At 48.6% G+C, this 4,801-nt stretch carries 4 protein-coding genes; 3 read left to right on the top strand and 1 reads right to left on the bottom strand.

Annotated elements, in window-relative coordinates; translation table 11 throughout:
* Positions 1 to 489 precede the first annotated feature (489 nt).
* A complete protein-coding gene (locus HMPREF0673_RS09980) occupies positions 490 to 2,100 on the bottom strand; it encodes a Gfo/Idh/MocA family protein (RefSeq protein ID WP_245544252.1) in 1,611 nt (536 codons plus the stop codon).
* Positions 2,101 to 2,610: 510 nt separating this feature from the next.
* Between HMPREF0673_RS09980 and HMPREF0673_RS09975 the strand changes: the two genes are divergently transcribed.
* From HMPREF0673_RS09975 to HMPREF0673_RS09965, 3 genes are all read left to right on the top strand, one after another.
* Positions 2,611 to 3,204 carry a TetR/AcrR family transcriptional regulator gene (locus tag HMPREF0673_RS09975; RefSeq protein ID WP_007901714.1) on the top strand — a complete coding sequence of 198 codons (594 nt, stop codon included), beginning with the start codon at positions 2,611 to 2,613 and terminating at the stop codon, positions 3,202 to 3,204.
* A gap of 29 nt (positions 3,205 to 3,233) precedes the next feature.
* Entirely contained in the window at positions 3,234 to 3,992 is a 759-nt protein-coding gene (gene fabG / locus HMPREF0673_RS09970; protein ID WP_007901712.1) for a 3-oxoacyl-[acyl-carrier-protein] reductase, read from the top strand.
* A gap of 124 nt (positions 3,993 to 4,116) precedes the next feature.
* Positions 4,117 to 4,791 carry an RluA family pseudouridine synthase gene (locus HMPREF0673_RS09965; protein WP_007901710.1) on the top strand — a complete coding sequence of 225 codons (675 nt, stop codon included), beginning with the start codon at positions 4,117 to 4,119 and terminating at the stop codon, positions 4,789 to 4,791.
* Positions 4,792 to 4,801: the final 10 nt, after the last annotated feature.

The raw sequence follows: 4,801 nt of genomic DNA, 5'->3' as shown, positions 1-4,801 counted from the left end.
GACGATTTAATTGGTTATACCGCAAATATACGAAAAATATTCGAGATACATTCAAATCCCAGTCCCTAATTTGTCAGCATATGTCGATACTCTTGAAAATTCAAGCATGTATCGCCGCACCTCCATTAACCATTTGTCTATACGTACTACTTGTTCAGACTCCTCGCCAAAGCGTTTTACAGCCTTTTTGCGTAGACGGTACAGATATTCAAGGCGCTTCTCCATACGTCGCGATTCGCGGTCGGCAACACGTATAAGCCATGATTTATGCCTTGTAAACGCAAGTGATTCCTTGGCGTCTTCGAGTTCTTGTTTAGCTTTTTCTGGATTTAATGAATGTGAGCCCCCATTCTTCGCCTCCTTTATTATAAGGCAGAAGATTATTATCACGAATAAAATCCAAAAACTTTCGGGAAAAGTTATCATATAGCAGGCGATGGATTAAGTATTGTTATTCGGGTAAAAAGGGGGGAGGGGTGTTGAGGGGTGTTACAGTTGTTTGGCTACGATTGCTCTTGCCTTGGCTATAGCTTTGTTGAGGGCTGTTTGTGCCTTCTGCTTCATTGCATCGCTCTTGGCATTCTGCACATTGTCGTAGAGCTGCCATAGCTTCAACTTAGCTGTTGCTTCTTTAGATGCCTTTGTGAAGGCTTGGGCGATAGCTTCTGCTGCTGCCTCTTCCTCAGGCGAAGCATAAGCGTGGCGGTAGCCTTGGTACTTGTTCCATAGTCCGCGAGTGAAGTCGGGGAAGGTGACTGGAGCGCAGTCGTTGTCCATTGACAATGCGCTGAGTTCGGCGATGGCGCACCACTCAGCCAGGTCGTACACGTCCATGTCGAGCGGCAGTCCGTTTTGCAGGCAGTAGACGAGACGTGCAGTCATAATGAAGTCCATGCCGCCATGTCCTCCAACCTCTTTTGCCAGTTTACCGAACTTCTTCAGAATTGGGTGTTCGTACTTCTCTTCGAGTGCTTTTCTTTCGGCTTCTGGCATGAAGCTATGTGTAGAGAGGTTGTCCACCTGTGGTTGCACACCGCTTGCAGTGAGCTGCTTGCTGTCCAAAGCGTATCCTTCGATGGGGTATTTGTTGGCGAAGCCACGTGAGCCAGTTAGCTGATAGAGTCGATTGTAGGGTTGAGGGTTCATCACGTCGTGTTGCAGCTCTATAACCTTTTGATTTGCGGTGCGGATAAGTGTTGTTGTGTGGTCGCCGTTGCGGAAGTCGTTGCACGGCTTACCCGTTTTCGCCTCCACCAACTCCTTTCCGTGTACGCTCTTCGTATCCATTGCCACGAGTAGTGCCATGCGGTCGCCACGATGAATGTCGAGTGCCTGCGCTACTGGTCCTAAGCCATGCGTAGCGTATATGTCGCCACGATTTTCGCGATTGTATTTTAGTCGCCATCCTAATTGTTCGGGGTCGGAACCGTTCGGATTTTTCCAATAATAGTCCCAGAACTCGTCGAGATTGTGGATGTATGCTCCTTGTGCACGTATTATCTCACCGAATACACCATGTTGCGCCATGTTCAGCGTTCGCATTTCGAACCAGTCGTAGCAGCAGTTTTCAAGAATCATGCAGTTGAGCTGTTTCTGCTCGGCGAGATTTACCAGTTCCCAACATTCTTCCAAGTTCATAGCCGACGGCACCTCGTCAGCCACATTCTTACCGTTTTCGAGAGCGCACTTTGCTACAATGGCGTGGTGGTCCCAGTCGGTAGCGATGTACACGAGGTCGATATCGTTGCGTCTGCATAAGTCCTCGTATCCCTTTTCGCCCGAATATACAGCAGCTGGAGGCAGTCCGTGTTTGCGTAGTGTTGCGTTCTGTCGCTCGGCACGGTCGTGTTCATAGTCGCACAGTGCAACAATCTCTACACCAGGGATGAGTGCGAAGTCAGCCACAGCACTTGGTCCGCGCATACCCAGACCGACGAAGCCCACACGTACAGTCTTCATCTTCGGCAGAGCTAACTGTAGCACGTCCTTCTGTCCGGCAGGTCGTTCGGGCGACTCAATCACGATTTTACCCTTATTCCACTGCCATTTGGTTGACGGCGAGAGCGATTGTGCGTCGGTTTGCATAGTGCCAAACGACATGATTGCGGCGAAAGCCATACTGAGTATGGTGGTGTGTTTGTTTAGCGTCATATTATGATATAGGTTTTAGTTGTTTTTATGCAAAGAAAGTGCAAATCGAGTGCAATCAAGTTTGCTTGAATTGCCGAGATGCAGCCTTTCTTATGCAAAGATATGAAAATCTTTTAAACCTTCAAAGTATAACTTCTTTTATTTTAAGTCTGACGTACAATAGTGTTGTTGTAGGTTTTGGGCGGTCTGCATCGACCGACGCGTATGTCTGCATCGACCGGCGCGGATGTCTGCACCGACCGACGCGGATGTCTGCATCGACCGACGCGGATGTGGATATAAATGAAGAAATGCGGTATAAGTGAGCATATTAACGCCCATTTATTTGCTTTTTTGAAAATATTGCAGTACTTTTGCACATTGTTAGAGGGTGTGTGCAAATGCAACTCTCGTCCATTAAAGAGTGCTGCAACGCTCTGCTTATTCGTTTAAAATAAACAGGAAAGGGGTAATCTCAATATGTCAATATCCAAGACACGTCAGAAACTCATAGATATTGCGCGACAGCTGTTTGCAAAGAACGGCGTAGCGAACACCACGATGAACGACATCGCCGTGGCATCGGGCAAAGGTCGTCGCACGTTGTACACCTATTTCAATAGCAAGGAGGAGGTGTATTCGGCTGTGATAGAGTCGGAATTGGAGCGCTTGAGCGACAAACTCGACGAGGTGGCTGCTATGAAGATGCGTCCGTTGGACAAGGTGATAGAGCTTATCTACACCCATCTGATTATGATTAGAGAGACGGTAGTGCGCAATGGCAATCTGCGTGCCGAGTTCTTCCGCAATATTTGGATGGTGGAGAAGGTGCGCAAAAAGTTTGACGACTATGAGATAGATCTCTTTCGTAAGGTTTATCAGGAGGGCAAGGCGGATGGCGAGTTTGATATCGACGACGTAAACCTCGTAGCTGATATCACCCACTATTGTATAAAGGGTCTTGAGGTGCCGTTCATCTACGGACGCATCGGTCACGGACTCACCGAGGAAGCCAGCAAGCCGCTCGTGGCAAAGGTGGTGTATGGTGCGCTCGGAAAGAAATTGAACAATTAGAAACGTTTATATATTTAATAATTTAAGAAATGGGATTATTAACAGGTAAGACTGCCCTCGTCACGGGAGCAGCCCGCGGCATCGGAAAGGCTGTCGCTATGAAGTTCGCCTCTGAAGGCGCAAACATCGCATTCACCGACCTCGTGCTCAACGACGACATGGCTGCCGGACTTGAGGCTACACGTAAGGAGATTGAGGCATTGGGCGTTACTTGTCGTGCATACGCAGGCAATGCTGCCGATTTTGAGGAGACAGAGAAAGTTGTAAAGCAGATACATGCCGACTTCGGTTCTATCGACGTGTTGGTGAACAACGCTGGTATCACAAAGGACGGATTGATGCTCCGTATGTCTGAGGCTCAGTGGGACGCAGTGCTCAACATAAACCTCAAGTCAGCGTTCAACTTCATCCACGCTTGTGCGCCGATCATGCTTCGTCAGCGTAGCGGTTCAATCATCAATATGTCGTCAGTAGTAGGCGTTCATGGCAATGCTGGCCAGTGCAACTACTCGGCTTCTAAGGCAGGTATGATTGGCTTGGCAAAGTCAATCGCTCAGGAGCTTGGTCCGAAGGGCGTGCGTGCTAACGCTATCGCTCCTGGTTTCATCGAGACACCAATGACAGCACAGCTTCCAGAGGACGTACGCAAGGACTGGATGAAGAAGATTCCATTGCGTCGCGGAGGTCAGACAGAAGACATCGCAAACGTATGCGTATTCCTCGCTTCTGATATGTCTTCATACGTAAGCGGACAGGTTATTCAGGTAGATGGTGGCATGAACATGTAATTCTGTCTACAAGCAGATTTTTTACGATAATGAGGGTGTTTCAAAACTGAAATTATCGGGAGCCCCAACTTCCATAACTTCTATTTTGATACACCCTCTTTGTGTTTTTATTAACTGGCAAACAATGAAAGTAGTCTACGAAGACAACCACATAATCATAGTCAACAAGTGTAGCGGCGAAATCGTTCAAGGCGACAAAACCGGCGATAAACCGCTCAGCGACATCGTGAAGGAGTATATCAAAGAGAAGTACAACAAACCTGGCAACGTGTTCCTCGGTGTTGTGCATCGTCTTGACCGCCCCGTGAGCGGACTTGTTGTCTTCGCCAAGACCTCTAAAGCACTCTCGCGGCTGAACGATATGTTCCGCACGGGCGATGTCCACAAAACGTATTGGGCTATAACGAAGCGCAGTGATATTGCCCCAGAGGGAACGCTAACCGACTGGCTCACACGCAACGAACGCCAAAACAAAAGCTACGCCCACGCCAAGGAGGTGCCTGGAGCGAAGAAGGCAGTTCTGAAGTATAAGGTGCACTCCGTGTCGGACAACTATATGCTGCTTGAGGTTACGCTGCTCACGGGTAGACATCACCAGATACGCTGCCAACTGGCGCACATGGGATGCCCAATAAAGGGCGACCTGAAGTATGGAGCACCACGCAGCAACCCTGACGGAAGCATCTCGCTCCACTCACGCCGCATAGAGTTTGTGCACCCCGTATCGAAAGAACCAATTTGCGTTGAGGCAGAAGTGCCGGCAGACAGACTTTGGCAACTTTTAAAAGTAAAAAAGTAAAAGAGTAAAA

Origin of the sequence: Leyella stercorea DSM 18206 (assembly GCF_000235885.1) — a bacterium.
In the GTDB taxonomy this organism is placed as follows: Bacteria; Bacteroidota; Bacteroidia; order Bacteroidales; family Bacteroidaceae; genus Prevotella; species Prevotella stercorea.
The sequence above is the reverse complement of the archived record's forward strand: the minus strand, read 5'-3'. Positions and strand labels throughout refer to the sequence as shown.

Coding starts and splice junctions, on each gene's coding strand:
- HMPREF0673_RS09980 (WP_245544252.1), bottom strand. CDS start 2,100: ATGTCGTTTGGCACTATGCAAACCGACGCACAATCGCTCTCGCCGTCA.
- HMPREF0673_RS09975 (WP_007901714.1), top strand. CDS start 2,611: ATGTCAATATCCAAGACACGTCAGAAACTCATAGATATTGCGCGACAG.
- fabG (WP_007901712.1), top strand. CDS start 3,234: ATGGGATTATTAACAGGTAAGACTGCCCTCGTCACGGGAGCAGCCCGC.
- HMPREF0673_RS09965 (WP_007901710.1), top strand. CDS start 4,117: ATGAAAGTAGTCTACGAAGACAACCACATAATCATAGTCAACAAGTGT.